This window comes from Bacillus sp. WP8, assembly GCF_000800825.1.
GTDB classification, from domain to species: domain Bacteria; phylum Bacillota; class Bacilli; order Bacillales; family Bacillaceae; genus Bacillus; species Bacillus safensis.
In genome coordinates, this window is sequence record NZ_CP010075.1 from 2091801 (window position 1) to 2118338 (window position 26538).

The 26538-nt window shown below is 41.6% G+C and carries 33 protein-coding genes, 1 pseudogene and 1 riboswitch; of the genes and pseudogenes, 4 read left to right on the forward strand and 30 right to left on the reverse strand.

The window, feature by feature from the left end:
* Positions 1 to 12: 12 nt before the first annotated feature.
* The 10 genes from ccsB to QR42_RS10405 form a co-directional block, all read right to left on the reverse strand.
* The gene (ccsB, locus tag QR42_RS10360) at positions 13 to 1191 is read right to left on the reverse strand and encodes a c-type cytochrome biogenesis protein CcsB (protein WP_039179613.1); all 1179 of its coding nucleotides are present in this window, start codon (positions 1189 to 1191) and stop codon (positions 13 to 15) included.
* Positions 1175 to 2854: a cytochrome c biogenesis protein ResB gene (gene resB, locus QR42_RS10365; RefSeq protein ID WP_039179616.1), complete on the reverse strand. Its 1680-nt coding sequence runs from the start codon at positions 2852 to 2854 to the stop codon at positions 1175 to 1177. Before resB ends, ccsB begins: the two co-directional genes overlap by 17 nt.
* A gap of 1 nt (position 2855) precedes the next feature.
* Positions 2856 to 3386 carry a thiol-disulfide oxidoreductase ResA gene (gene resA, locus QR42_RS10370; protein WP_039179621.1) on the reverse strand — a complete coding sequence of 177 codons (531 nt, stop codon included), beginning with the start codon at positions 3384 to 3386 and terminating at the stop codon, positions 2856 to 2858.
* A 90-nt stretch (positions 3387 to 3476) separates the two neighbouring features.
* Positions 3477 to 4211 (reverse strand): 23S rRNA pseudouridine(2605) synthase RluB, encoded by a 735-nt coding sequence (gene rluB, locus QR42_RS10375; protein ID WP_024422842.1) that lies wholly within the window; start codon positions 4209 to 4211, stop codon positions 3477 to 3479.
* A 135-nt stretch (positions 4212 to 4346) separates the two neighbouring features.
* On the reverse strand, positions 4347 to 4883 hold the full coding sequence (locus tag QR42_RS10380) for a spore maturation protein (protein WP_039179624.1): 537 nt from the start codon (positions 4881 to 4883) through the stop codon (positions 4347 to 4349).
* A 4-nt stretch (positions 4884 to 4887) separates the two neighbouring features.
* Positions 4888 to 5475, reverse strand: coding sequence for a nucleoside recognition domain-containing protein (locus QR42_RS10385; RefSeq protein WP_039179626.1), 588 nt, complete (start codon positions 5473 to 5475; stop codon positions 4888 to 4890).
* Positions 5463 to 6614, reverse strand: coding sequence for a D-alanyl-D-alanine carboxypeptidase family protein (locus tag QR42_RS10390; protein ID WP_039179629.1), 1152 nt, complete (start codon positions 6612 to 6614; stop codon positions 5463 to 5465). Before QR42_RS10390 ends, QR42_RS10385 begins: the two co-directional genes overlap by 13 nt.
* A gap of 113 nt (positions 6615 to 6727) precedes the next feature.
* Positions 6728 to 7207: a YpuI family protein gene (locus tag QR42_RS10395; RefSeq protein ID WP_039179631.1), complete on the reverse strand. Its 480-nt coding sequence runs from the start codon at positions 7205 to 7207 to the stop codon at positions 6728 to 6730.
* A 113-nt stretch (positions 7208 to 7320) separates the two neighbouring features.
* Positions 7321 to 7914 (reverse strand): SMC-Scp complex subunit ScpB, encoded by a 594-nt coding sequence (gene scpB / locus QR42_RS10400; protein ID WP_024422847.1) that lies wholly within the window; start codon positions 7912 to 7914, stop codon positions 7321 to 7323.
* Positions 7904 to 8662 carry a segregation/condensation protein A gene (locus QR42_RS10405; protein WP_024422848.1) on the reverse strand — a complete coding sequence of 253 codons (759 nt, stop codon included), beginning with the start codon at positions 8660 to 8662 and terminating at the stop codon, positions 7904 to 7906. The genes scpB and QR42_RS10405 overlap by 11 nt, the downstream gene beginning before the upstream one ends.
* A gap of 209 nt (positions 8663 to 8871) precedes the next feature.
* On the opposite strand from QR42_RS10405, the gene QR42_RS19035 reads away from it, so the two are divergent.
* Both QR42_RS19035 and QR42_RS10410 read left to right on the forward strand, forming a co-directional pair.
* On the forward strand, positions 8872 to 8964 hold the full coding sequence (locus QR42_RS19035) for a YjcZ family sporulation protein (RefSeq protein ID WP_012010430.1): 93 nt from the start codon (positions 8872 to 8874) through the stop codon (positions 8962 to 8964).
* Positions 8965 to 9054: 90 nt separating this feature from the next.
* Positions 9055 to 9579 (forward strand): DUF309 domain-containing protein, encoded by a 525-nt coding sequence (locus tag QR42_RS10410; RefSeq protein WP_039179635.1) that lies wholly within the window; start codon positions 9055 to 9057, stop codon positions 9577 to 9579.
* A 24-nt stretch (positions 9580 to 9603) separates the two neighbouring features.
* Here the strand turns inward: QR42_RS10410 and QR42_RS10415 are convergent, their stop codons facing one another.
* The 7 genes and pseudogenes from QR42_RS10415 to QR42_RS10445 form a co-directional block, all read right to left on the reverse strand.
* The gene (locus QR42_RS10415; RefSeq protein WP_039179637.1) at positions 9604 to 9957 is read right to left on the reverse strand and encodes a GNAT family N-acetyltransferase; all 354 of its coding nucleotides are present in this window, start codon (positions 9955 to 9957) and stop codon (positions 9604 to 9606) included.
* A 113-nt stretch (positions 9958 to 10070) separates the two neighbouring features.
* Positions 10071 to 10535, reverse strand: coding sequence for a 6,7-dimethyl-8-ribityllumazine synthase (gene ribH / locus QR42_RS10420; protein ID WP_029706184.1), 465 nt, complete (start codon positions 10533 to 10535; stop codon positions 10071 to 10073).
* Positions 10536 to 10591: 56 nt separating this feature from the next.
* Positions 10592 to 11188 (reverse strand): annotated as a pseudogene (gene ribB / locus QR42_RS10425) (3,4-dihydroxy-2-butanone-4-phosphate synthase); the annotation flags it as partial.
* Positions 11189 to 11199: 11 nt separating this feature from the next.
* Entirely contained in the window at positions 11200 to 11850 is a 651-nt protein-coding gene (ribE, locus tag QR42_RS10430) for a riboflavin synthase (RefSeq protein WP_039179642.1), read from the reverse strand.
* A 252-nt stretch (positions 11851 to 12102) separates the two neighbouring features.
* A riboswitch (FMN riboswitch) is annotated at positions 12103 to 12244 on the reverse strand.
* A gap of 106 nt (positions 12245 to 12350) precedes the next feature.
* Complete coding sequence (locus QR42_RS10435) at positions 12351 to 12695, reverse strand: hypothetical protein (protein ID WP_034623431.1); 345 nt, start codon at positions 12693 to 12695, stop codon at positions 12351 to 12353.
* A 230-nt stretch (positions 12696 to 12925) separates the two neighbouring features.
* Positions 12926 to 13162 carry a DUF2164 domain-containing protein gene (locus tag QR42_RS10440; protein WP_039179646.1) on the reverse strand — a complete coding sequence of 79 codons (237 nt, stop codon included), beginning with the start codon at positions 13160 to 13162 and terminating at the stop codon, positions 12926 to 12928.
* Positions 13163 to 13352: 190 nt separating this feature from the next.
* A complete protein-coding gene (locus QR42_RS10445) occupies positions 13353 to 13934 on the reverse strand; it encodes a TetR/AcrR family transcriptional regulator (RefSeq protein ID WP_039179649.1) in 582 nt (193 codons plus the stop codon).
* A 271-nt stretch (positions 13935 to 14205) separates the two neighbouring features.
* Between QR42_RS10445 and QR42_RS10450 the strand changes: the two genes are divergently transcribed.
* Positions 14206 to 15405 carry an MFS transporter gene (locus QR42_RS10450; RefSeq protein ID WP_052196527.1) on the forward strand — a complete coding sequence of 400 codons (1200 nt, stop codon included), beginning with the start codon at positions 14206 to 14208 and terminating at the stop codon, positions 15403 to 15405.
* Positions 15406 to 15435: 30 nt separating this feature from the next.
* Here QR42_RS10450 and QR42_RS10455 read toward each other — a convergent pair whose 3' ends face one another.
* Positions 15436 to 15873, reverse strand: coding sequence for a peptidylprolyl isomerase (locus QR42_RS10455; RefSeq protein ID WP_008359679.1), 438 nt, complete (start codon positions 15871 to 15873; stop codon positions 15436 to 15438).
* A gap of 321 nt (positions 15874 to 16194) precedes the next feature.
* On the opposite strand from QR42_RS10455, the gene QR42_RS10460 reads away from it, so the two are divergent.
* Positions 16195 to 17079 (forward strand): DUF1002 domain-containing protein, encoded by an 885-nt coding sequence (locus tag QR42_RS10460; protein WP_024422856.1) that lies wholly within the window; start codon positions 16195 to 16197, stop codon positions 17077 to 17079.
* A gap of 38 nt (positions 17080 to 17117) precedes the next feature.
* Here the strand turns inward: QR42_RS10460 and lysA are convergent, their stop codons facing one another.
* From lysA to QR42_RS10520, 12 genes are all read right to left on the reverse strand, one after another.
* The gene (lysA, locus tag QR42_RS10465; protein WP_039179655.1) at positions 17118 to 18443 is read right to left on the reverse strand and encodes a diaminopimelate decarboxylase; all 1326 of its coding nucleotides are present in this window, start codon (positions 18441 to 18443) and stop codon (positions 17118 to 17120) included.
* Positions 18444 to 18559: 116 nt separating this feature from the next.
* A complete protein-coding gene (locus tag QR42_RS10470; RefSeq protein WP_039179658.1) occupies positions 18560 to 20032 on the reverse strand; it encodes a spore germination protein in 1473 nt (490 codons plus the stop codon).
* Complete coding sequence (locus QR42_RS10475; protein ID WP_039179661.1) at positions 19986 to 20594, reverse strand: stage V sporulation protein SpoVABEA; 609 nt, start codon at positions 20592 to 20594, stop codon at positions 19986 to 19988. Before QR42_RS10475 ends, QR42_RS10470 begins: the two co-directional genes overlap by 47 nt.
* Before the next feature lie 6 nt (positions 20595 to 20600).
* On the reverse strand, positions 20601 to 20951 hold the full coding sequence (spoVAE, locus tag QR42_RS10480) for a stage V sporulation protein AE (protein ID WP_007501045.1): 351 nt from the start codon (positions 20949 to 20951) through the stop codon (positions 20601 to 20603).
* Complete coding sequence (gene spoVAD / locus QR42_RS10485; RefSeq protein ID WP_039179664.1) at positions 20951 to 21967, reverse strand: stage V sporulation protein AD; 1017 nt, start codon at positions 21965 to 21967, stop codon at positions 20951 to 20953. The genes spoVAE and spoVAD overlap by 1 nt, the downstream gene beginning before the upstream one ends.
* A gap of 12 nt (positions 21968 to 21979) precedes the next feature.
* Positions 21980 to 22432: a stage V sporulation protein AC gene (spoVAC, locus tag QR42_RS10490; protein WP_039179667.1), complete on the reverse strand. Its 453-nt coding sequence runs from the start codon at positions 22430 to 22432 to the stop codon at positions 21980 to 21982.
* Positions 22433 to 22452: 20 nt separating this feature from the next.
* On the reverse strand, positions 22453 to 22869 hold the full coding sequence (locus QR42_RS10495; protein ID WP_039179670.1) for a stage V sporulation protein AB: 417 nt from the start codon (positions 22867 to 22869) through the stop codon (positions 22453 to 22455).
* Positions 22859 to 23479: a stage V sporulation protein AA gene (locus tag QR42_RS10500; RefSeq protein ID WP_039179673.1), complete on the reverse strand. Its 621-nt coding sequence runs from the start codon at positions 23477 to 23479 to the stop codon at positions 22859 to 22861. Before QR42_RS10500 ends, QR42_RS10495 begins: the two co-directional genes overlap by 11 nt.
* Positions 23480 to 23593: 114 nt before the next feature.
* Positions 23594 to 24361, reverse strand: coding sequence for an RNA polymerase sporulation sigma factor SigF (gene sigF / locus QR42_RS10505; protein ID WP_024422864.1), 768 nt, complete (start codon positions 24359 to 24361; stop codon positions 23594 to 23596).
* Between the two features lie 13 nt (positions 24362 to 24374).
* On the reverse strand, positions 24375 to 24815 hold the full coding sequence (gene spoIIAB, locus QR42_RS10510; protein ID WP_024422865.1) for an anti-sigma F factor: 441 nt from the start codon (positions 24813 to 24815) through the stop codon (positions 24375 to 24377).
* Positions 24812 to 25165, reverse strand: coding sequence for an anti-sigma F factor antagonist (spoIIAA, locus tag QR42_RS10515; protein WP_024422866.1), 354 nt, complete (start codon positions 25163 to 25165; stop codon positions 24812 to 24814). Before spoIIAA ends, spoIIAB begins: the two co-directional genes overlap by 4 nt.
* A 161-nt stretch (positions 25166 to 25326) precedes the next feature.
* The gene (locus tag QR42_RS10520) at positions 25327 to 26481 is read right to left on the reverse strand and encodes a D-alanyl-D-alanine carboxypeptidase family protein (RefSeq protein WP_395942384.1); all 1155 of its coding nucleotides are present in this window, start codon (positions 26479 to 26481) and stop codon (positions 25327 to 25329) included.
* Positions 26482 to 26538 lie beyond the last annotated feature (57 nt).

Below are 26538 nucleotides of genomic sequence, written 5' to 3' on the forward strand. Positions count from 1 at the left end.
TTTTCCTTGTAATTATGCGTAGGAATGAAGCCCCGCAATGACAAGATTGACAAAGATGAGATTAAACATAATAATGGCGAAGCCGATCACAGCAAGCCAAGCGGACTTTTCACCATGCCACCCTCGCGACAAGCGAAGATGAAGATAGGCTGCATAAAAGAGAAACGTAATCAATGCCCATACTTCCTTCGGGTCCCAGCCCCAAAACCTAGTCCATGCAATTTGCGCCCAGATCATGGCAAAGATCAGCCCGCCTAATGCAAATACAGGGAAACCAATCGAAACAGCCCGATACCCAATTTCATCGACTAAATCTAGGTTCACCTGTTTCACTAGCGGTTGAAGCAGTGCGCTCAGTCGTTTTCGAATGATCAATCGAATGAGTCCGTATATAATCAGCCCTACGCTAAATGACCATAACACTGTATTGACCTTTCTGCCTGAAAAAACAGGCGGCAGCTCAACAAACGGCTCCAAACGATCTTCCGTCACAAGCTCCCCTTTATGAGGTCCGACAAGAGCTGGCAGCTCATAGACCATCACACTTTTTTCTTTATTTTTATCGATCCAATTAAATGTCGCTTCATATCCTGTCATTCTAAAGATAGACGTGACAGCGATAAATGCAAGTGTCACCACAATCATAAACATGACAAGCTCTAAACCAAACGTCTTCTTTCCTGGCTTTGTTTGATCCACATGCTTTAATAGAAAGATGACACCTGCCACAAAGCTGATGGCTAAAATGGCTTGACCAAGTGCTGCTGTTGTCACGTGAATATAAAGCCAATTACTTTGAAGTGAAGGAATCAGCGGTGAAATATCTGATGGGAACATACTTGCATAGGCAATAATCAATAAAGCGATTGGAAGTGTGAATAAACCAAGTACAGACACTTGATACACAAAATATAAAATGATGAATGCAAGCACCAGCATCATGCCAAAAGCCGTAGTGAATTCAAACAAATTACTGACTGGTGCATGACCAGATGCAATCCATCTTGAAATAAAATAGCCCAACTGGCTCAAAAAACCGATGATAGTAAGCGTAATGCCAATGAGTGCCGCCTTATTCCTGCGCGGTCCATCTTCTTTCTTTTTTCCTTTAATGGCACCACCAAAAAAAGGAACTGCCGCTAAATAAAATAGAAAAGCTGCAAATAACAGATTTTCACTGACTGCCGCCATCTAATCCTTCCCCCTTGCTTTTGCTGATACTTGTTGTATCAGGCAGCTCTTTTTGATCAACTGGCTGTTTGATGCCACTGCCGCTCAGTAACACGTTAAGATCGGACTTTAAGCCGAACCAGTTTTTGTTTGTATGTCCTGCCACCAATACTTTTCCATCCTTTGCCGACAGCCAGATTCTTCTATGCTGCCAATACATCCCCTGCACGACACCAATCATGAAAATGATTCCGCCTACAATAAGCACCCCTAGTGTTAAATCTTTTCTAACAGTTAACCCTGTGACGTTTTTCGTTTCAACCCGATCAAACTTCATTTTATATAGATTGTTATCAGAACCCTCTACTGTCTCTTGAATGGCGACAAAGCTTTTTTCACCTTTAGGTTTTTCAGGAGAAATCATTTCAAACACGAAAGCAGGATTATTGGGATTCCTTGTTTTCGTACTTGGTGTTCCATCATCGTCAAAATAAAAATCAGGCAGATAGCTCATCACTTTGACTTTGTAACCGCTACCAAGATCATATTCCGACTTAGGCTCCAGCAGATTAATCTTCACTGTACCGAAAGATTTTTCTGTATCTTTACGAATCAGCTGAAAGACCATTTGATCGAGTTCATTTTGTTTAAAATCCACTTGATACAATGAGAAATTGTCAAACTTGAGCGGTTCATTCACTTTGATATCGTGTTCTGTGACCTGCTTCAGCTTGGGCTTTTCACCAAATACAACTTCTCCTTCACGTTTGTATAAAATAGCATCCGTTTTATAGCTTTTCACCACTTGACCGTCGCCAGCTTTTTCAATGGCATTCTCAAACACTTCTTTTTCATTTCCAGTTTCATAACGATCAATTGAAAACGCATTATTTTTCAAGAAATATTGACCATCCGTACCTGGAATCGGTGCAGTTTCACCTTCTCTGACCCACAGCGTTTCGTCTACGTACATGCCCGGGACGAACCGGAGCATCGATCCAATGAGAAAGATGATTAATCCAATGTGATTGACGTAAGGTCCCCAGCGTGAAAAACGTCCTTTTTCGGCTAAAATATACCCATTTTCTTCTCGCACGCGGTAACGCTTTTGTTTCATTGCTCTGATGATGCCTTCATATGTATGCTGATCTAATGTTTTGTCTGTCTCGCTGAACAGACGCTGTCTTCTCATAAAGCCTTCTTTTTTGATAACCCCTTGGTTTTTGAGTGCTCGATAAAGAGGAATAACGCGGTCGAGACTGCAAATGACAAGAGAGATTCCGATTGATGCGACAAGAGCTAAAAACCACCAAGAATTATAAAGATCATGGAATCCAAGTGTATAATACAGCTTGCCAAACGATCCATATTGCTCTTCATAATACGTGGAAGCAGATGCACCTGGCGGAATAAATCGCTCCTGCGGAAAAATCGTTCCAAGCGAAGAAGCGAGCAGTGTAATGACAATCAGCCACACACCCACCTTAACGGAAGAAAAAAAGTTCCATACTTTATCAACAATCGTTTTGTTGTATGTTTGCGAGCGTCTTGCACTGCCGTCATATCTCATATCAAGCAGCTTTGAAGAGTTTTTCTCTTTAGCCGCAATGGGATTCCCGCATGATTCACATAGAACAGTACCGATTGGATTAATATGTCCACACTCGCACTTTACCTCTTTCATTCTATGACCCCTTTGGTTTAATCAAATTCATATATTCATAGACATTACGTTCTGTCATCGTTCCCTTTATGACTTTGATTACCTTGCCTTCGGGATTAATTAAAAATGTGGTTGGCAGCGGCGTAATATCATATGCCTCTGTCACTTGACGATCTTTGTCCAAGGCAACAGGAAAATTCACGCCATAGGATTCCATAAAATTTTTCACGGCAATCTTGGATTCCGCAACATTGACTGCAACAATTTCCACACCACGATCCTTGAACACTTCATATTGATTCGCCATATAAGGAAATTCTTGTTTACACGGACCGCACCATGTACCCCAAAAATTAAGAAAGACACCTTTGCCTTTTAAGTCCTTTAATTCAATCCGATCCCCATCCACAGATTGAAGGACAAAGTTTGGCGCAATAGATCCTTCTTTGACTCGATCCTGTTTGGCAAATACTGAGTTATACATTGTATAACATAGTGCAGCAAGCATCACGAGGAGAATGCCCGTCCGTATGAAAAACCGTCTTTTTTTCATCTGAAGTACCCCTTCCCCATAGACATTCAGGTAAATTATAGCATTCTCCTTCTTTTGATGCTTCTTCATTTTTTGAAGTTTATGTGAAAATTAAAAAGCGCTTTTCCCATGATCGGCAATTGCTCTCAGGCGCTTTACTTCATGTGGAGACAATTCTCTGCGGTCTCCTGGTCTCATACCTTCAATATGAAGGAACGAATATTGCTCCCTTTTTAGCTTTAACACATCATGTCCAATCGCTTCAAACATGCGGCGTACTTGTCTGTTTCTGCCTTCATGAATGGTTAATTGGACAATACAAGTTTGCTTTCGTTTATCAATAGAAAGCATTTTCGCACGAGCAGGTGCTGTTTTTTTATGATCTAACATGATCCCTTTTTCTAGCTTTCTAAGCAGTTCCTTTGATGGAATGCCTTTTAGCTTCGCTGCATACGTTTTATCAATTTCGTATTTCGGGTGCATGAGCTTATGGGCAAATTCCCCATCATTTGTAATCAAAATCAAACCGCTCGTATCATAATCTAACCGGCCGATTGGATAAAGACGCTGCGGGACATCATCAAAGAAGTCTGTGACGACCTTACGTCCTTTATCATCCTCGGCAGCAGAAATGACGCCGCGCGGTTTATAAAGCATAAAGTAAACCGGTTCTTCTCTTTCAAGCTTTAAGCCATTGACTTCAATTTTATCTGAAGAGCCCACCTTCACTCCGAGCTCTGTCACTGTTTGACCATTAACGGTAACTCGTCCTTCTTTAATTAATTCTTCAGCCTTTCGTCTTGAAGCGACGCCGGCATGTGCAATTACTTTCTGTAAACGTTCCATTTGTCTTTCACCTCATGTACTATCTTACTTGCTTGACCTAAAACAAACAAGCATTCGTGGAAAAATAAGCGTTTCGTCTGTCTAATTTCAGCTAAAAAGCGATTTTCCATCCATGAAATACAAAAAAGCGCCTGATTAGGCGCCGCTAAATAACAAACTGACGATAATCACAGATGCAATGACACCAATGAGATCTGCTAACAAACCTACTTTTAGCGCATCTCCCATTTTTTTAATACCGACTGCTCCAAAATAAACCGTCAAAATGTAAAGGGTGGTGTCTGTTGACCCTTGCATGACTGCCGCGAGCTGGCCAATAAAAGAATCTGGACCATACGTCGCTATCAAGTCTGATGTCATTCCAAGTGCAGCCGTTCCTGATATCGGGCGAATAAACGCAAGCGGAACGACTTCTGGAGGGAAACCAATCGTTGTAAAGACTGGTTTTAAAAGTCCCATAACAAAATCAAGCGCACCTGACGCACGGAATATCGTAATAGCTACAAGCATGCCGACTAAATAGGGAATGATGGAAAAGGCAATTTGAATGCCCTCTTTTCCCCCCTCCACAAATGTTTCATAGGTTGGTACCTTTTTAATGGTTCCAGCAATCAAAATCCCTGCGATGATCAGTGGAATCAAAGCAAGTGACAGCCAGTTAATAAATGCCACAAGATCACCCCCGCCTGCTTCTGCGATAGTGGAAATAACGATCGATGAGGATTGCACCGATTCCTGAAATGAGTGTTGCTAAAATGGTTGGTCCTACAATGTCTGTTGGCTGATCTGCCCCATAGGTCATTCTTATAGCAATGACGGTTGTTGGTACAAGTGTGATAGAGGATGTGTTGACCGCTAGAAATGTAATCATAGAACGGCTTGCCTCATTTTTTCCGCCATTTAATGCTTTCATCTGCTCCATCGCCTTAATCCCAAGTGGTGTAGCGGCATTCCCAAGACCAAAGAAATTTGCCATGAGATTGGACAAAATATACCCCATTGCAGGATGATTAGGCGGAATATCCGGGAATAGCTTTGAAATAAAGGGCCGGCACATTTTACTAAAGAAATTTAACAACCCTGCCTCTTCGGCAATCTTCATGAGCCCAAGCCAAAAAACGAGGACACTAATCAGACCAATTGAAATAGTAACCGCTTCTTTTGAGCCCTTAAATACAGCCTCATTCACTTCATGCATCGTTCCATTAAACATCGCATAGACAAGACCGATGACAGTGAGAAATACCCAAATTAGATTGACCATGAAGATCCGCCTATAGATGTCTGAAAGACAGACTTAAACATTTCTTGAAAGCTTTTCTGAGGCATGCGGTTTCGTTTATTCTCATAAAAAATCGGTAATTGCTCGATCACCTGTCCATCTAATAAAATCGTCATTTTCCCTACAACATCCGGGATGGCTTCGGCGTTTTTTTTCCATTTCTTTTTAGGGGTGAGCATTTCTGTTTCAATTTTGACAAGTTTTTTCTCATCTTCATTTAAAAAATAGTCCACATCACGCTTGATAAACGCTTTTTTTTCGTAAAAGGTCCCTTTTAACGAAGCAAGTCTTCCTTTTTCAGCAAGCACATACGTTTTGTAGTGATCAAATGCATATTCAAACATAGAGATATGATCCTTCCAGTCGTCCGGCGCATTAATGGTCACAGCGATCAGCTGAGCATCACCCTTTGCAGCGGTGGAGACAAGTGTTCGTTTTGCAAGCTTTGTATATCCTGTTTTCCCTCCAGTTGAATATTCGTATAAACCGGTGAGCAGCTTGTTTTTATTTTTCCAATAACCTTCCATTGTTTTCGCTTTATAGAAAGTCGTACCAGCAATTTTTTGATATTGTTTATGTTTCATCGCGTATTTTGTTAGGATCGCCATGTCATAGGCTGATGAATAATGATTTTTATGATCATCGAGTCCGTGCGGATTTTGAAAATTCGTATTCTCCATTCCTAGTTCAGCCGCCTTTTGATTCATCATAAAAATAAAGCCTTCTAAGCTGCCGCCAACATGCTCTGCAATGGCAACAGCTGCATCATTTCCAGAACGCAGCATGAGCCCGTATGTCAAATCTTCTAAGCTCACCTTCTGCCCTTCCTTTAAATAAATGGATGAGCCCTCCGCTTGAATCGCACGTTTTGATACTTTGACGGTATCTTTCATTTTTCCTGATTCAATAGCTAATACAGCCGTCATGATTTTTGTAATACTGGCGATTCTTCTTTTTTCGTGCTCGTCCTTTCCAAATAGGACTCTGCCTGACTGTCCATCTATTAAAATGGCACTTCTTGCACTCACTGATAACGAAATGTCTGCTTTGGCATGTGAGGAAAAAGGCAGTAAGAGTGTAAATAGAAGAAGGACTGCTGTTCCAATTTTTAAATAGGGCATGTTCATTCACGTCCTTGTCCGTTTTGTACAAGTGTATGCTCAGCTGAAAAAGTTATGATGCCTCGTCCATAAAAAAAAGCGCCTCTACATGTAGAGGCGCTTCTTCGAATTACTTATACCATTTTCACTTGTTGATGAGAAGTCGTATATTCCAGCTCTTCTCTCATCGCTAAAAAGTCTTTTTCTAATGAAGAAAATAATTGTTTCATATCAGCGGATACTTCATGGTGAAAAACAATGCTGCTTTTTCCTGTATAGGCCGAACGGCTGTCTTCATACCATGTATCCTTTTTCGGCGTGAAAAATTCTTCAATACATTGATGATAAATACGGTGAAGCATCTGCTGTGCGGCTTGCTGCGGAAATGTCTGCTGCTGCCCCATTTTCCTGCAAACTGCTGCTGCATCCTCGCTGTACACTGCAAGCTTCCGTAATGTACTCAATATGTCACAATAATAGGCTTCCGCTTCGGGGTTTAATTGTTTCAAGCTTGATAAGGTGGCTTCGTTCAGAAAACCATTCATTTCAATTGCAACCTTTGATAAAAAGACGCCTGCTTGATCAACTTGAGCCTTTACATTCATATGTGCCATCTGTTTCTTGTTTACCTTCCCCTCATGGCTTTGTCACCATTTTATCTGTCATCAAAAGATTTTAGACCTAAAATCTTTTTTATATTTTATCATACATTTTTCCTTCGTTTGAACTATTTTATATCTTCAAATGTTTGATTGAAGTTTTCAAAAAATAGATCAGCTTCTTCTTGCACACCATCTGCTTCCACATTCTCTGGAAGCGGTGGTAATTCATCTAACGCTTTTAAGCCAAATTGCTCTAAAAAGGTCGGGGTTGTCCCATAAAGAATTGCTCGTCCCGGCCCATCGGCACGTCCTACTTCACAGAGCAGTGCTTTGGCTACTAAGCTATGAAGCACACGCTCTGATTTGACGCCTCTAATCTCCTCTACCTCACTGCGTGTAATCGGCTGTTTATAAGAAACAATGGCAAGCACCTCCAGCGCTGCCTGCGATAAACCTTTGGATGGTGTCTCGACTAATTTTTTTAAATACATACTGTATTCTTTTTTCGTCAGCAGCATATATGAATCTGCATATTCAATGAGCTCAATCCCTCGTTCTTGTTTTTGATATTCTTCCTTTACGGAAGACATAATGTCGAGTAATACCGACTCATCTACTTCAAGAACAGACATGAGCTGTTTTCTTGTTAAGCCTTCGTCACCTGCTGCATACAGCAGCGCTTCTAAGATGGCTTTCCAATTCACGATATCAAGCGTCATGAATCGTTTCACTCCCTATGATATAAATGTCTTCAAAGTTCCCTTCCTGCTCTAACATGATTTGATGACTTTTCATCAATTCGAGAACAGCAAGAAACGTCACGACAAGGTGTTCCTTTTGATCATGTTGAAATAGAGTCATGAAATTGGTCCGCTTTTTTGTTTTTCTTAAATGGTTCATAATCTCATTCATTTTGTCTTCAATCGGGATTTCTTGTCTTGTAATCTTTGATGGTGCTGGTTTCGTTATTTTCTTTCGGTTTAATACCTTTTGGAACGCACCTAACATATCATACACCGTTACGTGTAAATTTGTGTCCTTCGCTTCTGATTCTTTTGCAAATTCGCTTAAATCACTCGGTGGTTTTGTAAAGGCATTTTGCCTTTCTTCTTCGCGTTCCTTTAGTTCTTGCGCTGCATTTTTATACTTGCGGTATTCAATCAATTTGCCAATCAGCTCTTCTCGAGGATCCTCTTCCTCTTCGAGCAGGTCTTCATCAAACAGCTCTTCCTCTTGTTTCGGAAGAAGCATTCTGCTTTTAATACTCAGGAGGGTTGCAGCCATGACCAAATATTCACTCGCAACATCGAGCTCAAGCTCCCTCATCGTGTGGACATATAATAAATACTGCTCCGTAATTTTAGCGACGGGAATATCATAAATATCAATTTCCAACCGGTTAATTAAATGTAAAAGCAAGTCCAAAGGACCCTCGAACGAATCTATTTTCACCTGATATTCCAGCATCTTTTTCTCACCATTTCTACTGTCTTCTAAGTACCGTTTCACCGGCTAACCTTTAGTATAAGACAGGATAAAGCTCTCGTCCAATATAATTTCGGCCATGATGCCTTAGGCAAATCAAGAAAAACAGTGGATTCGCCCATACCAATAAGGGCATTTATACATAGAATACCATTGTAATCAGAACTGATGAAAAAGGAGGCCGTATCATTATGGGAGATGGCTATAACTTCGGCGGAGGATTCGCGCTTATTGTCGTGCTTTTCATCTTGCTGATCATCGTTGGCGCGGCTTGGGTTTATTAAAGAAACAGAGCGTCCTTTTCAATAAAGGGACGCTCTTTCTTCTTTTCTTTTCAATATGTTAGACTGAAAGTGGAAAAGGAGATGACCGCTGTGTATCCTGAAGCGTACGTGGCTTTTTTACACGAATTTCATACAACAAGAGATTATTTTGAGTGTCATGAAATTCTAGAAGAATATTGGAAGGAAGATCCCCCAGAGCAACGCAAAGAATATTGGGTCGGGCTCATTCAGCTCGCGGTTGCCTTGTATCATCAAAGACGGGGAAATGGAAAAGGAGCAAAACGGCTCATTTCTAACAGTCTTCACTTGTTAGAAGCAAATCGTTCAGTATTATCGAATCTCGGTCTGGATGATGAGGCATTTCTGATGCTTCTGAGAACGCTGAAAAAGAAAATGGATGAACATATGCCTTATGAAAGTGTGATGCTGCCGATCAAAGATGAAGCACTTCTATCTTTATGCCAAGAAATGGCCCAAAAAGAAGGACTGCTCTTTGGACAGGAAAGCAACTTATCCCATACATTTTTAATCGAAAAACATAGACTCCGTGACCGGACAGATGTATTGCTGGAGCGAAAAAAGCAGATTGAACGTAAAAAAAGCAGAGGACTGTAGCCTCTGCTTTTACATGTGTGATATTTAATTTGATTCGCTGTGACACTTATGAAAGAAGCCTTGCGTTAATTCATTTGGAATGAGTGTTTTGGTTTTAAATATGTCTTCCACGGCTAAAACCATTTCCTTGCCGATTCCTTGATCACGATGGGATGGATTCACACTAATATGTTCGATTTGTACTTGGTCGTCTGTTTTCAACACACCAATAGCACCTACAATATCCTCGCCATCTTTCCATAGGAACAGCTGCCGATCTTCATCCATTTCATATGACTTCATCGTCTGCTGAAGCTGTTTGACGTCTTTCTCACCCGGCATAAAGGACAGGAGTCCCATGGCAATTTTTTCAAAAGACCTCTTGTAACGAATTAACATATATACCCCTCAATATTCAAATTATCCTAATTTCCAGCAAATGTCTTATGATTCATTTGCTCATCACACATTATAAACATTTTTATACCGTTTTTAAACTCTTTTTCACTAAATTAAGAGAAAGTTCGATTGAGATTCGCCATTTCAATAGCAGCTGCAGCCGATTCGCTGCCTTTATTTCCAGCTTTTGTACCAGCTCTTTCAATGGCTTGTTCAATCGATTCTGTTGTCAGTACACCAAAGATAATCGGTACCCCTGTTGACATTGCACTTTGAGCAATTCCTTTAGCAGCTTCATTACAAACGTAATCATAGTGAGTCGTTGCGCCTCTGATCACGGTTCCAAGTGTGATGACTGCATCATATTTTTTGGTTTCAGCTAATTTTTTTGCCATGTACGGGATTTCAAAAGCGCCTGGTACCCACACAACATCGATATCATCACCATTTGCTCCGTGTCTAAGCAATGTGTCTTCTGCTCCATCTAACAGTTTACTTGTAATAAAATCATTGAATCTCGCTACAACGATTGCAAATTTTAGTCCTTCTGCTACTACATGCCCTTGTATTGTATTCATATGTTGATCATCCTTTTTTGTGATTTTTATTTTGTTTCGATAGTCGCTGCTTGATTATTGTTTAAATATGTCTGTAATGCTTCGATTGTCAGCATCTTTAAATCATGCTGTTTTTGAATCTCCTTTAGTTCAGGGACGCGAGCCATTGATCCATCTGCATTCATAATTTCACATATGACACCCGCCGGCTCTGAGCCTGCTAGTTTAGCAAGATCAACCGCTGCCTCTGTATGACCTGGTCTTTCTAGTACGCCGCCTTCTTTTGCAATAAGCGGAAAAACATGGCCTGGACGGGCAAATTCGTCTGGTTTTGCGTCTTTATTTAACATGGCCAGCATGGTGGTGGAGCGCTCAAAAGCACTGATACCAGTCGTCGTTGTCACATGGTCGATGCTTACTGTAAATGCTGTATGGTGTGCATCTGTATTATGTTCAACCATTGGATGCAGATTTAGGTGTTTGGCGATCGACGCATCGACTGGCGTACAAATGAGGCCTCTTCCATGTAAAGCCATGAAGTTAATCACCTCAGGTGTGGCATGCTCAGCAAGTGCCACAAAGTCGCCTTCATTTTCTCTGTCTTCATCATCCACTACGATAATGATTTCTCCTTGTTTAAGGGCATTTACTGCCTCATCAACAGAATGATACATACAATCGCCTCCTAGAATCCGTGCTCTTTTAGAAATGATGGGGTCAATCGAGATGGCTGTTTATCGCCTTGCTCTTTTGTTAAAAAACGATAAATGTATTTACCGATCATGTCACACTCTATATTCACGATATCCCCCATAGATTTAGTCGGGAAAATAGTTCCTTCAAGCGTATGAGGAATAATAGAGACTGTGACTTGTGAATCTCGCAAATCGAAAATGGTCAAGCTGACACCATCTATTGCGATCGAACCCTTTTGGGTGAGCATATCTGTGAGGGTCTTGTCCATCTTTAAATCATAGTAAATGGCATTACTCTTCTTTTCTATTCGGGTGATGACTGCCGTTCCATCAACATGGCCTGAGACAAAATGGCCGCCAAATCGTCCATTTGAGGACATGGCTCGCTCTAAATTCACTGGACTGCCTTTTGTCAGCTGATCCAGTGATGTCGATTTGACCGTCTCTGGCATCACATCTGCCGCGAACTGTCCTTTTGTGAAGCTTGTGACTGTCAGACATACTCCATTAATGGCGATACTGTCTCCGAGGTGAACATCTTCCAGCACACGGCTGCATGTAATGACAATTTCCATGGCATCTGCTGACTTTTTACTTAATGACTGAACGGTGCCAACTTCTTCAATAATCCCCGTAAACATGTGATCCTCCCTTTCGTTTCATTTGTATTTCTCACTTTTTAAAAAAGCGATGTTAGGGACATGTGATCGATTGAGCACCTTCGTCGCTTTTTATGGTCCATACAAGGTAGATGAGGGATCACCTAATAAACACTGCATGTGTGTATTAACACCAAAAACATACAGAAAGCCCCGGAAAAAATTCCGGGGCTGTGGTTTTTTTGCATCAGAAATAAGACTATGATCAACAAATATTTTTCGTTCATAGCTTTCTTTATCCTTCTCCCATCCAGACTTTCACTGTCGGCTTCAGCTTTTCACTGAATCAACCGTTAATAAATTAACGGGTCACGGGCTGTAAAGCATTTGCTTTATTACCGTCGGTCGGGATTTTCACCCTGCCCCGAAGGATACAATCGATATTTAGCTGTCCTTAGGGGCTATTATAGCGATCCTTGTTGTCAAATGCAACAATCAAGATTTCTTCAAAAAAAAAGTCTCCTTATAGGAAAGGAGACATGTTAATTTACGACTTTTACTACTTTTATCAGTCCATCTATTCTTTTTTCATTACTAAAGTAGGCTTTAATACGATCGCCTTTTTTCAGATCGGCCACATCATCTTCAAATTTCTTACCATTAAAAATGATTTTGGTGCCATTCTTTGCTTGACCGTAATATTCATCTCCATCAATTTTCGTAATGGTATATTCATAGATAGTGTAATCTTTATCATTATTTGTTAAGCTCTCGCCAATGGCTGTTGGCACATCTTCAATTTTCATGCCATTCATGTATAAATAACCTGCGCCTAAACAAAGCAGTAAAACAAATAAGATTGCCATTTTTAATTTAATTTTCCCCATATTTAGAACCTCCATCATCTGCACTTCGCCTATTTGTATGTTTTATTCCTTCTTTTATTGAAATAAAACCAAAAAAGCTGATTTTCATTAATGGCTACTTATATAACGATTCAGATGGCCCTTTGGTTCCACCTCTTAATCATTACATATGATACGAATATGCGTTCTTTATTAAGGGGGTCTTTTTCTTATTTATAAGTTCGTCCCACACGATACTGCAGGCTTTTCGATTATATTCTTTTTTCGAGTGCGAATAAGTCTTCCTCTAACAATTGTGACCGCTGAACAGCGATGCTGCGGCTGTCGCGAACCCCTTGATTATAATAGTAACTTCCAAGGTTTTTTGTGATAAATTCTAGTATATTAATGGCTGCTAATTCACCAATCTCTTCTTCTCGTTCTTCGGCAAAGTAACGCTGAATGGCCATCATCATTTGATTTTTTTCTTCTTTAGTGAGTGGTTTCAAAGTCTCCCCTTCTTTCTATTTTCTTCATTTGCAGCTGGATGTGCTTGCATTTCACAAATACGAATGTTTGTTCTCTTATCATATCATAAAAAAAGATTCTGTGCATGAATGCCCTAAAAGAAAAAGCGTATTTTGATGTAATGGATCAAAATACGCTTTTTCTCAGAAGATGTCATAGGTGTTATCCATTTTATTTTAAAATGGATAGGATCGTCGCTACAGAATGATCTACAAATGAACGCTCTGGACGTGACTTCATGAGGACGGTAAGCCCGATGAAAGAAACGACCAGTGTCTGTGCTAAGGCTTTAGCATTTAAGCCGCTTTCGAGCTCACCTGAGCGAATACCTTGCACGATCTTTTCTTCAAAAATAACCGAAAGATACATTTGATGCTCTCTTGTCAGAATTTCAAATTTCTCTTCGTGTGGAGCAAGCTCCACTATTGTATTAATGCAAAAACAGCCTTTACTTGGGCCATCTCCATATTCCTCTTCCACTACATCTGTCAATAATAGATGAAATGCTTCCTTTACAGATCGATTGTTTTGAAGTTTTGTTCGAATACGGGCTGCATGCTGCTTTGTATATGTGCGTAATGCAGCCTCAAATAATTCCTCTTTATCTCCAAAGGCTGCGTATAAACTTGGCCGCTGTATTCCCATTTTTGCAGTCAAATCGCTTAACGTTGTAGCTCTATACCCCTTTTCCCAAAAAAGCATCATTGCACCATTCAACGCTTTTTCCTCATCAAACTCACGCTGTCGAACCATCATCAATTCCTCTTTTCAACAATGAAATCCTTTCACGATAACAATTGTCTATTTCTTTATTTATCAGGATATCATTTTCTTTTCATTACTAATCAGTACATTATGATTGTATTTTTTTCAGGTGAAATTGTCAAACTGTCTTTCTGCTTTCAAGATTAACATAGAATAAACTCTTGACTTTAAAACATTTTGCTGGTTATCCTTAACAGGAATCATTTTGTACCGATTAGTATATTATTCTTTTTAGTATAAAAAAGAGGGGATGCAATGAATGGTTAAAGATAAAATGACTCACTATATGGCACTACTTTTTGCAACAGCCTGCGGGATGGCTGTTGCAAACATATACTTCGCACAACCGTTACTAGATTCACTGGCAGCCGAGTTCGATATCACGTATTCATCCATCGGTATTGTCATTACGATTACTCAGCTTTGTTATGCGGCGGGGCTGCTACTGATCGTACCACTTGGTGATCTGTTGAATCGACGCCGGCTCATCATTGGTCAGATGCTTTTATCTGTGCTTGCCCTCATTCTAGTCGGCATCGCTCCTATCGTCACCGTCCTATTTATAGGATTAGCATTGGTCGGACTGCTCGCTGTAGTCACTCAGGTACTCGTTGCGTTTGCAGCAAGTTGGGCTGCTCCAGAAGAGCGCGGCCGTATCGTCGGCTTGGTGCAAAGTGGAATCGTCATCGGTATTCTTCTCGCCCGAACCTTTGCTGGTGTATTAACCGATTTTGCTGGCTGGAGGTCTGTATATCTTGTTTCTGCCGTCATCATGCTGATCCTAACTGGCGTATTGTTCCGAGTGCTCCCGCGTGATGACAGCAAAAGAGAGTCATTATCTTATGCTCATCTGCTTCGTTCAATGTTTGTATTGTTCATACAAGAACGAATCCTGCGCATCCGCGGGATTCTAGCTCTTCTGATTTTTATCGTCTTTGGTACGTTATGGACTTCACTCGTGCTGCCTCTCAGTACTGCGCCACACTCTCTTTCACATACTGCTATTGGCGCATTTGGTCTTGCTGGAGCAGCCGGAGCATTAGGGGCTGCTCGGGCTGGCAGCCTTGCTGATCGAGGTTTTGGACAGTTCACAAGCGGTATAGCCCTTGTCCTATTATTCATTTCATGGTTTTTCATCAGTTTGACTGAACATTCACTTATTGCCTTAGTCATTGGCATTATCATTCTTGACCTATCTGTGCAGGCAGTACACGTAACGAATCAGACTATGATTTTCACAGTGCGGCCTGAGGCGAGAAGCCGGCTTACGGCTGCTTACATGATTTTTTACTCCATCGGCAGTGCGACCGGTTCAATTGTTTCAACCAGCATATACGCAGCCTATGGCTGGAGCGGAGTATGTCTTTTTGGTGCCTCTATCAGCGCTTTAGCCATTTTGTATTGGATCATCACCTATCGCCTAACGAAACAAATCACATTTGACTCAGAAACAAAATAAAAAAACACCGCGATTAAGCGGTGTTTTGGATTACGCATCCACAACTTCAACTTTTTCCATGCCTTGGCCTTGCTCCATATCAAGTACAGCCTCGATACCAGATGTTACCTTGCCAAAAACAGTGTGAACACCGTTTAAGTGCGGCTGCGGGTCATGTACGATAAAGAATTGGCTGCCGCCTGTGTCTTTACCAGCATGTGCCATTGATAATGAACCTCTTTCGTGCTGATGTGGATTTCCTTCTGTTTCACATTTAATTGTGTAACCAGGACCACCCGTTCCATTGCCGTTTGGGTCCCCGCCTTGGCTGACGAAGCCTGGAATCACGCGGTGGAACTTCAATCCATCGTAGAAGCCTTCATTCGCTAATTTTTCAAAGTTTGCTACTGTACCTGGAGCAGCCTCTGGGTAAAGTTCAAACTCAATTTTCTTTCCATTCGTTAATTGTATGTATCCTTTTTTCGCCATTTTTCACATTCTCCTTTCAGGTTAAACAACGCTCATTATAGCACATTTTCGGTGATGTTAAACATCCCCTGCTCTTCGATTGTCATTTACCTCTTAACTGATGATTGATAAAATAGGATTGCTTGATTCTTTTTTCCTCATAAAATGATATGTGACGAAATGACATGTCTTCATTTATTGGAAAAGGAACACATCTTAAAAAGAAAATTGAAACGTCGAGTCAATTTGTTACGTCTATATGATGGAGTGCATTTCTGTACGTGTACTCAAAAGCTGAGTTTCTCTTGAAAGAGGAACGCTTTCGACTTGAAGGAGGTCAACATGTTTAAAAAAATGATGCTTGGTATGATGGCAGCGCTCCTTTTCCTAATTGGTGCGCCAAAAGTCAGCTTAGCGGATGCAGCTGTCGGCGATGTCATCGTCACACTCGGGCAAGACTTAACACCAGCTGATCGACAAAAGGTGCTTGACGAGTTGAATCCACCTGAAAATGCGACAAAAATTGAAGTAACCAATAAAGAAGAGCACGAATATTTAGGAAAGTATATCCCTCGTTCTTCTATCGGGACGAGAGCATTATCATCTTCATCTATCACCATTGAGAAATCAGGTACTGGTCTGACTGTGGATACACACAACATCAAGACCATTACAGATGAGATGTATTTAAATGCTTTAATGACAGCAGGTGTCAAGGATGCCAAGGTTGTCGTCACTGCTCCATTTGAAGTATCTGGTACAGCCGCACTGACGGGCTTACTTAAAGCGTATGAAGTGTCAAGCGACAAAGCCATTCCAGAAGATGTGAAGCAGGTGGCGAACGAAGAGCTTGTGACAACTTCTAAATTGGGTGACTCCATCGGGAAAGACAACGCTTCTGCCCTTATTGCAAAAATCAAAGATGACATTGCAAAAAACGGTGTCCCTAAAACCACAAAAGAAGTAGAAGAAAAAGTCGATCAGGCGGCTTCTGATTTGAACTTAAATCTGACGCAGGATCAAAAAGATCAGCTTGTCTCGCTATTTGATAAAATGAAAAACATCAATATCGATTGGAATCAAGTAGGATCTCAAATTGATAAAGCAAAAGACAAGATTACAAAATTCATAGAATCAGATGAAGGGAAAAACCTTCTTCAAAAGATTTGGGATTTCTTTGTCTCCATCTGGAACGCGATCGTCTCTGTATTCACTGGAGGAAAATAATCCATGAAAAAAAGCTGCCTGTACCCCAGGCAGCTTTTTTAATTAGATGATTTCACTTTTGATTGATACGGTAAATCAAGTTTGACAATGTCCTCATAGGTTTCACGCTCAACCACAAGCTGCGCTTCCCCGTCCTCTACAAACACAACCGCTGGGCGCGGGATGCGGTTATAGTTGTTTGACATACTATAGCCGTAAGCTCCGGTACAAAAGACAGCCAATAAATCCCCTTGTGATAACTCTGGCAAATCGATATCCCAAATGAGCATATCTCCGCTTTCACAGCATTTACCGGCAATTGAAACGGTTTGATCATGCGTTTGACTCATTTTATTGGCACTTGCCGCTTCATATTTCGCTTGATATAAAGCCGGACGAATGTTGTCACTCATTCCGCCATCTACCGCAACATAATCGCGGATGCCAGGTACGTGTTTTGATGATCCGATCGTATAAAGAGTCGTCCCTGCATCTCCAACAAGAGAACGGCCTGGTTCTATCCAAATCTCTGGCATATCAAACTCATAGCGGGCCACGTTCTCTTTCACAGCTTGGATTATTTTCTCGACATATTCTGTCGCAGGAAGTGGTTCATCCTCTTCTGTATAACGAATCCCAAAGCCACCGCCTAAATTTAACACTGTAGAAATAAAACCAAATGATTCTCTCCATTCATCCAGCTTCAAAAAGATTTTATCTGCTGCAAGGACAAAACCAGCCGTATCAAAAATTTGTGAACCGATATGACAATGAACACCTAAAAGCTCGATCACTTCTGAACGAAGCACTTGTTTCACCGCTTCATCTGCTTGTCCATTGTGAAGGTCAAAGCCAAATTTTGAATCTTCTTGACCTGTCGTAATGTAATCATGCGTATGCGCTTCGACACCAGGCGTGATGCGGAGCAATACTTTCACTTTTTTTGACAGCTCTTGACCAAGCTGTTCAATGAGCTTCATTTCATAGAAATTATCCACAACAATACAGCCGATCCCATGCTCTAAAGCCATTTTTAATTCTTCTCTGCTTTTATTATTGCCATGGAAATGAATTTTTTCTACTGGGAATCCAGCGCAAATGGCTGTGTGAAGCTCACCGCCTGAGACAACATCAAGAGATAATCCTTCTTCTTTAGCAAGCTGAAACATGGCGATGGATGAGAATGCTTTACTCGCGTATGCTACCTGCGCTGTTAATTCTTCCTCTATAAATGCTTTTTGAAAGCTTTTTGCGCGCTCCCGTATTAAAGCCACATCATATACATAAAGTGGTGTCCCATACGTTTCAGCTAAAGAAACGGCATCAACACCACCAATTTCTAAATGACCGAGTTCATTTTGTCTGCAAGTGCCGTGTAAATACAATGTCATTCCCTCTTTCTAACGCTTCGGCTGAAAAAAGGCAGCTGCGTGAGCTGCCTTTTGCCTTGTCTCAAAGTTAAAAATACAATATCACAATCTTCAGCCACTTTCAATGAGCCTTAAGAATTTGGCGGAATTTTTGATCTGTTTTGAGGGTGAACGATGCTCGGTCTTACTTTTGAGCCAGGAACAGACGTCCGAATCAGCACTTGCCACAGAGCCTTCCCATTAAAAGGGAGGAACGGCCACATATAAGGCGTCTGCAATGAACGAATGGAAGTTAAATAAATGAGTAACAACGTAAAACCAATGATGAGTCCATTCAGCTTGAAGATCGCCACTAGTGCTAGGATGATGAGCCTGACAATCTTATTGGCGACACTCAGTTCATAGCTTGGCGTTGTAAAGGTACCGATCGCCGCCAGTGAAACGTATAAGATGACCTCTGGTGTAAACAAACCGACATCAATAGCGATTTGTCCAATTAAAACAGCCGCGATCAGTCCCATGGCGGTCGACAAGGCGGTTGGCGTATGAATTGCTGCCATTCTTAAAAATTCCACCCCGAAATCAGCAAGGAACACTTGGAGAATCACAGGGATATGAGAAGGTTTGTTAAACCCAATATAGCTTAAATTGTCAGGCAGAAGATTTGGTTCAAGGATAAAAAGAAACCAAATCGGCAAAAGAAAGGTAGAACATAAAATGCCTAAAAAGCGTATCCATCTTAGGAATGTACCAACGGCAGGTGCCTGGCGATATTCTTCTGCATGCTGAACGTGGTGAAAAATAGTGGTTGGTGTAATGATGACACTAGGGGATGTATCCGTAATGATGATGACATGCCCTTCTAATATGTGGTTAGCGGCGACATCTGGACGCTCGGTGTAACGCACTAGCGGAAAGGGATTATATCCTTGCTTAATAATAAATTCTTCAATCGTTTTATCAGACATCGTCAGCCCATCAACTTTGATTCCTGATACTTCTTTCTCTATAATATCTACAAGATCTGGGTCTGCAATATCTTCAATATAGCAAACACAAACATCGGCTTTTGAACGTTCGCCTACTTTGAGCATTTTGTATCGCAGCTTTTCATCCCGCACTCTTCTTCGAATAAGCGCTGTATTTACAATAATGTTTTCAACAAAACCGTCTCTTGCTCCCCTGACAACCTTTTCTGTATCCGGCTCCTCAGGCATTCTGCCAGGATAACTTCTAACATCAATGATAAAGGCGTAGTTTTCACCTTCTACAACAACTGCTACAAGCCCGGACAGCACTTGATCCACCGCTTCATCCAGCGTTTCTACCTTGGAGACCTGCTGATTGACAAGTCGGTTCTCGACTACATGTGCAAGATCATCTGATTCTGGTTCGTTGTCATTGATTTCGATTAGTTCTTTTAATAAGTAGATGACATACTGTGTATCACACAATCCATTTACATAGTAAAGCTGGATTTCCTGATCGTGTATATAAATTTTCCGAACACCAAGGTCAAAACTGAGACCCATTCCGACATTTTCTTTGAAGTAATCTTCATTTTTCTTCGGGTCTCGGTACACGTTTACCTTGTCTTTCTTCATGGAAGCCACTCCTTTCTAATATTAATTCCACTGCTTTCATCGTGATTGGAGATCCCTTGCTCAGATCATCTTTCCGTCCCATCTTGCCAATATCTCCAATCCCGACAACGAACGGGAGATTGAGGGAGTCAAGACAATACACTGTATCCCCGCTCATTTTATGGGGCTCCATTTCGGGAAGACCGTGTTTGTCGACACCGTATTCTGTCAGTTCACCTTCCCGGTCAATGGAGACATGGACCTTTGTCCATTCGGCTTGGTGCGTCTTAGATGCAACTGCAATCGCGCCTATGACTTCGATTTCAGGGTGGCGCGCCACATGTTTCATCGCTGTCTCGCCTGTTCCTTCACCGGTCATTCCAGAATCATCAAACATCACAAAGACTGGATCATACGGCGTTTTTAAAATCATCTGAACAAGTTCAGGTCCTGTCCGTTTGCTTGGATTTCCTTTTGAGCTGGAAATACATCGTCCGCCGACGTTTTTAGCGGCAAGCTCAATGGTTTTGGCAGCATATATATCTCCGTCTGTCACTAAAATGACTTTCCGTCTTTGCCCCATATTCGGTTATCCTTTCGGTTTAAAGATCAGTGCGATAATAAATGAGAATAAAATCGCAGCTGATATTCCAGCAGAGGTTAATTCAAAAATACCGATACCGATGCCGATGAATCCATGTACATCTGCCTGGTGCATTGCCCCATGAAGCAAGCTATGACCAAAGCTGACGATTGGTACGGTTGCGCCCGCACCTGCAAATTCAATAAATTTATCATAAATACCGAATCCGTCTAAAATGGTACCTGCCACAACAAAAGTAGTCATGACATGTGCCGGCGTGAGTTTGAGTACATCTAGCAAAAGCTGGCCAATGACACAAATAAGTCCGCCTGCCACAAAAGCGATAAGATAATCCATTAGCTCTCTCCTCCTGCACGCTCAAATACGACACCGTGCGCAATGGTCGGAATGGTCTCTTTTTGCTGAACCATCATTGGGCTGAGTAGCGCCCCGGTTGCGACAACGAGTACTCTTTGCAGATTCCCTGCTTTCATTTCTTGAAAAATATGACTAAATGTCACAACAGCTGAACAAGCACAGCCGCTGCCTCCAGCGAATACGTTTTGATCGGGTGTATAGATGATTAAACCGCAATCATCGTGCTTTCGCCCAAGCTGGATACCTTCTTCTTTCAGGAGATCCTTTAAGATCGGTGAACCAATGCCTGATAAATCTCCAGTTAAAATCAAATCGTAATCATCTACTGTTCTTCCTAAGTCTTCTAAATGCTGCTTGATGGTGTCTGCCGCGGCCGGTGCCATGGCCGATCCCATATCAAATGGATCTGTAATGCCAAGATCCATGACCCTGCCTACCGTTGCACTTGTAATTTGAATTTGTGAGGGCTCTTGGCTGATAATAACGGCTCCGCTCCCTGTTACGGTACTTGTTGCTGTATCTGGCTTTTGTCCGCCGTATTCGGTCGGGTTTCGAAATTGGCGTTCTGCGGTCGCATTGTGACTGCTTGTTGCTGCGATGGCTCTATTTGCAAAGCCACCATCAATGAGTGCTGACGCAATGGCGACCGATTCCATTGAGGTCGAGCATGCTCCAAATAAGCAGAGAAACGGGATCTTCAGCTCTCTTGCCACATAGTTTGCTGTGACGTTCTGGTTGAGTAAATCTCCAGCTAGCAACAGATCAATATCGCTTTTTTGCAAATTTGCTTTCGATAAAGCGGTTGATATCGCATCATCCATGAGCTTCCTTTCAGCCATTTCCCAGTTCTTTTGATCACAGTGCATTTCATCGTATGTTTTATCAATTAAATGTCCAATTGGACCTTCTTTTTCCTTAGGTCCTGCAGCAGTTCCTTCTGCATTGACATAAAGCTTGTGCTCAAATACCCAAGATTGTTTACCTGTTAGTTTCACCTTTCATTCCTCCTACGAAAACATCTTTTCGAAGATGTATCGAATGATCCCTACGATATATGCCGAGACGACACCGAACACAATGACGTTCCCAGCGAGCTTAAACATATTTGTGGCAACACCTAAAACAAGCCCTTCACTTTTATGCTCAAGGGCAGCACTTGTCATACTGTTAGCAAAGCCTGTTACCGGTACAGCCGATCCCGCTCCAGCAAACTGGCCGATTCTATCGTAAATACCGATACCCGTTAATAGAGAAGAAATTAAAATGAGGGTTGCCACTGTCGGGTTCCCTGCTGTCTTTTCGTTAAAATCAAAAAAGTGGATATAGAAATTCTGCAGCCCCTCACCTATCAGACAGATCAAGCCACCAACTAAAAACGCCTTGATGCAGTTGAGGACATAAGGAGGTTTGGGCTGATACGTTTTCACCTTAGATGGATAGTTCTCTTTTAAACTCGACACGTGTTGTTCCCTCCAATTTCTTAAATATAAATAAGCCAATGAAATAGTGAACCAAATATCTTTCCTAAGACGATGGCCATGAGCAGCAAAACAATTTTCCCGTCCATTCCAATTCTTTTCGTTAATATAGGAAGTACATTTAATACTTCAGTAAGTGCAGCTGCAAGCATGCCGACAAAGATGCCTGATAAAAGACCGACCGGCAGCGCCAGCCATTTGGTTAAATGCAGATGTATTTGACTTAAGGTGGCCCAGCCGCCAACAACCGCCCCGCTAATGACTGCCGCCTCGTACCCTTGTATGAAGCGCTGCGTTTTGGTTAATTGCATTAAGCGGGGAATGATGCCAAGCACTGTAAGAAATGCCACAAATCCTGCTCCGACTGTTAAACCGCCGCCAAGTCCAACGAGTACGACAAAAAGCCATTTACCGATCATGGATATCCTTCAATGTTTCTTTATTTTCATTGAGTGCGACATAATGATCGAGATCGAGCTGATATTTAAACATTTCCACTTCGAGCGGACTTGGTTCTTCATTTAAACGCTTTTTAAATACATGATTGAAAAACAAAATCATCCCAAGGCCGAGTCCAAAGCTATATGGAATTTGTAATAAATACGGATGCTCAACCGTTTTCCCTGTGATCATTTCATATAGGCGGATATGAACGAGCCGCATACTGACATCCTCGTGGAAATTCATAATGGCAAGCGCCGCTCCGACAAATAATAGAAGCCATACAAACACAAATAAAACGGGAGAAAGCTGGCGTTTGCCTGTATCAATTTCAACAATGGCCTCAGAGCCGCCAACGGTTTGAATGTCGATATCTGGCCACGTTTTTTTGATCGTTTTGACGACATGCATGATATCAAGAACGACGATGTGACGATCCTTTTTGCTGACATGATACACCGGCATTTTGCTAAGCTTTTGCACAGCAAACTCATCACCAGTGATTTGGGCGATATCCTCTAAATAAATGAGTTGATCTATACCGGTCTTGATTCGATGGCGCAGCCGAATAAAGATTTGTCCGTCCATCCAAGTCACTTCCTATACGAGGGGTTAAAAATAGTATGTGGTGAAAAATGGTTCTCATACTGATAGAACTCGATTTACCGGTAATTACCACACAAAAAAAGCCAGCCGAATTGGCTAGCTGTCTTTTTGATCCATTTGCATTTGGATTTGTTTTAAAATTTTCTTTTCAAGCCGTGAGACTTGCACCTGTGAAATGCCAAGTCTTTCTGCAACCTCAGATTGTGTCTGGTCTTTATAATACCTTAAATACACAATGAGTTTTTCCCTTTCTTCTAATTCCTTGATCGCTTCTTTCAGAGCAATTTTGTCAAACCATCTTTCTTCAGAATGATCGGCAATTTGATCAAGCAATGTTATCGGATCCCCATCATTTTCATACACTGTTTCATGAATGGATGATGGTGAGCGGACCGCTTCTTGGGCGAGGACGACATCCTCTGGTGTGATATCAAGGTATTCGGCAATTTCTTGAACGGTCGGCATTCTTCCATGAGACTTAGACAACTCATCCCTTGCCCGCCGGATTTTATTTCCGAGTTCCTTTAATGACCTGCTCACTTTGACCGTCCCATCATCCCGAATGAATCGCTGAATTTCCCCGATGATCATTGGGACGGCGTACGTTGAAAACTTTACATCATATGACAAATCAAATTTATCCACAGATTTCAGCAGTCCAATACAGCCAATCTGAAACAGATCATCTGGTTCATATCCCCTATTTAAAAAGCGCTGAACAACGGACCAAACAAGACGCATGTTTTTTTCTACGAGGAGGTCTCTTGCTTGCTGATCACCGTCTTGGCTTTTTTTGATGAGCTCTTTGACTTCATCATTTGACAGCTGGGCTTTTTTAGCTTGCTTTTTTACCTCCACATCCATATGAGCAGCTCCTTTAATTACAAAGCGCTTTGCTTTTTGATAGATGCTTTGTTAAACGGATGGTCGTGCCCATTTCTGGAGATGAATCCACCATGACATCATCCATAAAATTCTCCATGATGGTAAAGCCCATTCCAGAGCGCTCTAAGTCTGGTTTTGTTGTAAAAAGCGGCTGTCTTGCTTCCTCAAGATCGGTAATACCCATGCCTTCGTCACGGATGGTGAGGTAGACGACATGGTCATCTAATGTGACATGGATATGCACCTTGCCATCTGGATTCCCATCATAGCCATGGATGATGGAGTTTGTCACTGCCTCTGATACGACGGTCTTGATTTCTGTTAATTCATCTAAAGTCGGATCAAGCTGAGCGATAAACGCCGCGACTGTCACCCTCGCAAACGATTCATTTTGGCTTAATGCCGAAAAAGTCAGATTCATTTCATTTCTCATGACGCCACCCCCAATGTTTGCAAAGCCGTTTGCTCTGAAGGCTCCATACGAATGATTTTAAACAAACCAGACATATCAAATAACCGATTCACTGCTGGCGAGATGGCACAGACGACCATTTCTCCGCCAAGCTGCTTAATCTCTTTATATCTTCCTAAAATCACTCCGAGTCCAGAGCTGTCCATAAACGATAAATCAGCCAGATTCAGCACAATGTGGCGAATGTCCTCTGTTTCCAAATAATTCGTCACCTTTTGTCTCAATGTTTCTGCGGAGTGATGATCGAGCTCTCCTGTTAACCGAATGCAAAGTACGCTCTCTTTTACTTGAAAATCAATACCAAGGCTCATCTTTTTATTCCTCCTTGCTCTATTTCGGATAAAGAGTGTTTCTCTTTTATATGAAGTAAATCCTTCACCATGACAAAACTAGTGACCATTCGTCACATTTAGATGTTCTTTTCTTTTTCCTCATAGCAAAAAGACTGCCCATTTCAGCAGCCTTTCGCCTTTTATTTCCATTTCACAAAATCAGCCATTGCTCGTTTGAAGAAAGTCCAAATGCCTGCCTTTTCCATTCCTTCTTTTGCTTCTACAGGACTTTCATGCAGCACTTTTCCGTCTTTTTTCAAGACGATCGTACCAAGTTCCGTTCCTTTTGAAAATGGAGCCTTGACATCATGAGACAATTTGATTTCTTTTTTGATCTGATCCACACTTTCGCCTTTTTTCGTTAGAAGGGAGATCGGTTCAGAAGTAACGAGCTGAATATTTTTCTTTTTCCCTTTGCTTACTTTGACCTCCGCCACATCTTGCCCTCGTTTGTAAAGCGGATGAGTCGTATATTGACTAAATGCGTAGTCCAGCATTTTGACTACCTGAGCGTTTCTGTCTTTCGGGGTACTTGCGCCGAAGACAACCGCAATGACGCGCATGTTGCCTTTTTTAGCAGATGCAGTTAAACAGTATTTCGCTTCACCTGTAAAACCGGTTTTCACCCCATCGACACCTGGATAAAATTTAATCAGACGGTTTGTGTTTACAAGCCAGAATTTTTTATCTGTGTTTTGCCGTAGATAGTCTTCGTAGACACCTGTGAATTTTGTGATTTGTTCATATTTCAACAGCTCTTTTGCCATTATTGCCATATCGTGAGCTGTGCTGTAGTGGTCTTTTTCAGGGAGCCCTGTTGGGTTTTGAAAGACTGTTGAGGTGAGGCCAAGCTCTTTCGCCCTTTTGTTCATCTGCTCTACGAACTGTTCTTCAGATCCTGCAATATGCTCTGCCATGGCAACTGAAGCATCATTTCCTGACGCAATCGCAATGCCTTTCAGCATTTCTTTCACGGTCATTTCTTCTCCTGGTTCAAGGAAGATTTGCGACCCTCCCATGGACGCTGCATAGTCGCTCGTTCTGACCTTGTCTGTCATTTTCAGTTTACCGTGATCTATAGCTTCCATGATGAGAAGCATCGTCATGATTTTGGTCATACTTGCGGGTGCAAGCTTTTCATCGCTGTTTTTGTTGTAAAGCACCTTTCCCGTGTCACGTTCTATTAAGATCGCTGATTTGGCTTCGTGTGCCAATTCTGATGTTTGTTTTTCTCCTGGTTTTTCAATCTTTTCTTTTGCTGTCGCAGATGGTGAAACCATTGAGATAAGGATCATTAAAATAAACAATGCACATATATGACGTTTCAAGTGGCAGACCTCCATTATCGTAAT

Bases quoted from the DNA above. Each gene is read 5' to 3' on its own strand.
- ccsB (WP_039179613.1), bottom strand. From the start codon at position 1,191: ATGGCGGCAGTCAGTGAAAATCTGTTATTTGCAGCTTTTCTATTTTAT.
- resB (WP_039179616.1), bottom strand. From the start codon at position 2,854: ATGAAAGAGGTAAAGTGCGAGTGTGGACATATTAATCCAATCGGTACT.
- resA (WP_039179621.1), bottom strand. From the start codon at position 3,386: ATGAAAAAAAGACGGTTTTTCATACGGACGGGCATTCTCCTCGTGATG.
- rluB (WP_024422842.1), bottom strand. From the start codon at position 4,211: ATGGAACGTTTACAGAAAGTAATTGCACATGCCGGCGTCGCTTCAAGA.
- QR42_RS10385 (WP_039179626.1), bottom strand. From the start codon at position 5,475: ATGGTCAATCTAATTTGGGTATTTCTCACTGTCATCGGTCTTGTCTAT.
- QR42_RS10390 (WP_039179629.1), bottom strand. From the start codon at position 6,614: ATGCCCTATTTAAAAATTGGAACAGCAGTCCTTCTTCTATTTACACTC.
- QR42_RS10395 (WP_039179631.1), bottom strand. From the start codon at position 7,207: ATGGCACATATGAATGTAAAGGCTCAAGTTGATCAAGCAGGCGTCTTT.
- scpB (WP_024422847.1), bottom strand. From the start codon at position 7,914: ATGACGCTTGATATCGTGAATTGGAAAGCCATCTTAGAAGCGCTGCTG.
- QR42_RS10405 (WP_024422848.1), bottom strand. From the start codon at position 8,662: ATGCTGGAATATCAGGTGAAAATAGATTCGTTCGAGGGTCCTTTGGAC.
- QR42_RS19035 (WP_012010430.1), top strand. From the start codon at position 8,872: ATGGGAGATGGCTATAACTTCGGCGGAGGATTCGCGCTTATTGTCGTG.
- QR42_RS10415 (WP_039179637.1), bottom strand. From the start codon at position 9,957: ATGTTAATTCGTTACAAGAGGTCTTTTGAAAAAATTGCCATGGGACTC.
- ribH (WP_029706184.1), bottom strand. From the start codon at position 10,535: ATGAATACAATACAAGGGCATGTAGTAGCAGAAGGACTAAAATTTGCA.
- ribE (WP_039179642.1), bottom strand. From the start codon at position 11,850: ATGTTTACGGGGATTATTGAAGAAGTTGGCACCGTTCAGTCATTAAGT.
- QR42_RS10435 (WP_034623431.1), bottom strand. From the start codon at position 12,695: ATGGGGAAAATTAAATTAAAAATGGCAATCTTATTTGTTTTACTGCTT.
- QR42_RS10445 (WP_039179649.1), bottom strand. From the start codon at position 13,934: ATGGTTCGACAGCGTGAGTTTGATGAGGAAAAAGCGTTGAATGGTGCA.
- QR42_RS10450 (WP_052196527.1), top strand. From the start codon at position 14,206: ATGGTTAAAGATAAAATGACTCACTATATGGCACTACTTTTTGCAACA.
- QR42_RS10455 (WP_008359679.1), bottom strand. From the start codon at position 15,873: ATGGCGAAAAAAGGATACATACAATTAACGAATGGAAAGAAAATTGAG.
- QR42_RS10460 (WP_024422856.1), top strand. From the start codon at position 16,195: ATGTTTAAAAAAATGATGCTTGGTATGATGGCAGCGCTCCTTTTCCTA.
- QR42_RS10470 (WP_039179658.1), bottom strand. From the start codon at position 20,032: ATGAAGAAAGACAAGGTAAACGTGTACCGAGACCCGAAGAAAAATGAA.
- QR42_RS10475 (WP_039179661.1), bottom strand. From the start codon at position 20,594: ATGGGGCAAAGACGGAAAGTCATTTTAGTGACAGACGGAGATATATAT.
- spoVAE (WP_007501045.1), bottom strand. From the start codon at position 20,951: ATGGATTATCTTATCGCTTTTGTGGCAGGCGGACTTATTTGTGTCATT.
- QR42_RS10495 (WP_039179670.1), bottom strand. From the start codon at position 22,869: ATGATCGGTAAATGGCTTTTTGTCGTACTCGTTGGACTTGGCGGCGGT.
- QR42_RS10500 (WP_039179673.1), bottom strand. From the start codon at position 23,479: ATGGACGGACAAATCTTTATTCGGCTGCGCCATCGAATCAAGACCGGT.
- sigF (WP_024422864.1), bottom strand. From the start codon at position 24,361: ATGGATGTGGAGGTAAAAAAGCAAGCTAAAAAAGCCCAGCTGTCAAAT.
- spoIIAB (WP_024422865.1), bottom strand. From the start codon at position 24,815: ATGAGAAATGAAATGAATCTGACTTTTTCGGCATTAAGCCAAAATGAA.
- spoIIAA (WP_024422866.1), bottom strand. From the start codon at position 25,165: ATGAGCCTTGGTATTGATTTTCAAGTAAAAGAGAGCGTACTTTGCATT.
- QR42_RS10520 (WP_395942384.1), bottom strand. From the start codon at position 26,481: ATGATCCTTATCTCAATGGTTTCACCATCTGCGACAGCAAAAGAAAAG.